This is a genomic window from Pseudomonas sp. P5_A2_2 (genome assembly GCF_054177685.1).
This window is the reverse complement of sequence record NZ_JBGCUL010001269.1, coordinates 1-1135: the sequence shown is the minus strand read 5'-3', so window position 1 is coordinate 1135 and position 1135 is coordinate 1. Positions and strand designations below refer to the sequence as shown.

At 57.9% G+C, this 1135-nt stretch carries 1 protein-coding gene; it reads left to right on the top strand.

Going from position 1 to position 1135, the window contains the following annotated elements; genetic code table 11:
* The first annotated feature begins 82 nt into the window (after positions 1 to 82).
* Positions 83 to 970: a threonine/homoserine exporter RhtA gene (gene rhtA / locus ACXRVY_RS30715; RefSeq protein WP_223463478.1), complete on the top strand. Its 888-nt coding sequence runs from the start codon at positions 83 to 85 to the stop codon at positions 968 to 970.
* Positions 971 to 1135 lie beyond the last annotated feature (165 nt).

Sequence of the window (1135 nt, the reverse complement as noted above, 5' to 3'; positions counted from 1 at the left end):
CGCGCCTGCGGGGAATGCGCAGTATATTGCCCAACACAAATAGAAATACCCTTGATTCCTATATTTCGGACGATGCCACGCAATGAATGATCAGCCTCGCAGCCTAGCCTCTACTCTGTTCTCGGTTGGGCTGCTGCTCATAGCCATGGCGTCGATCCAGTCCGGAGCCTCCCTGGCCAAAAGCATGTTCTCCGTTGTTGGCCCTCAGGGGACGACAACATTACGACTGATTTTTGCCAGCGTGATCATGATGCTGATACTGCGTCCATGGCGGGCAAAACTCACCGCAAGATCCCTGCGCACCGTCATCGTCTACGGGATGGCGCTGGGCGGCATGAACTTCCTCTTCTATATGTCATTGCAAACCGTCCCGCTGGGTATCGCGGTGGCTCTTGAATTCACCGGCCCACTGGCCGTGGCGATCTACGCCTCGCGTCGCGCTATCGATTTTTTGTGGATCGCCCTGGCTGCCGTCGGCTTGCTGTTACTGATACCAACGGGAGAAACGACCGCAGGAATCGATCTGGTAGGCGCCGGTTATGCCTTGGGTGCGGGGGTCTGCTGGGCACTGTACATTCTGTTTGGCCAAAAGGCCGGGGCCGACAATGGCGTGCAAACCGCCGCGCTGGGGGTGATGATCGCTGCGCTATTCGTAGCCCCCATCGGCATTGTCCATGCCGGTTCCGCTCTGCTGACCCCGTCATTGATCCCCGTAGCCCTCGGCGTCGCCGTCTTGTCCACTGCCCTCCCCTACACCCTGGAGATGGTCGCGCTTACCCGCATGCCGGCCAGAACCTTCGGCACACTGATGAGTATCGAGCCTGCCTTCGGCGCGCTATCTGGCTTGCTGTTCCTTCATGAATACCTCTCGCTGTCACAATGGTTGGCAATCATGTGCATCATTCTGGCATCCGTCGGCGCAACCATGACCATGAGCGCTGCCGCCAGACCAGCAGTAGCGGCAGATTGAGAACGGATATGACACGGGTCTGGTATTTGCCGCCCAATTAGGCCATGTTTAGCCCCGCAACCCAGAGTCATACCACGGATAATTTCAGGTAGGGATATCGGTAGGCGTCTAGCGAAAGCGAATGCAGCCAGACCCGGGCACAAGATCCGGGGACGCTATAAGGAC

Bases quoted from the DNA above. Each gene is read 5' to 3' on its own strand.
- rhtA (WP_223463478.1), top strand. From the start codon at position 83: ATGAATGATCAGCCTCGCAGCCTAGCCTCTACTCTGTTCTCGGTTGGG.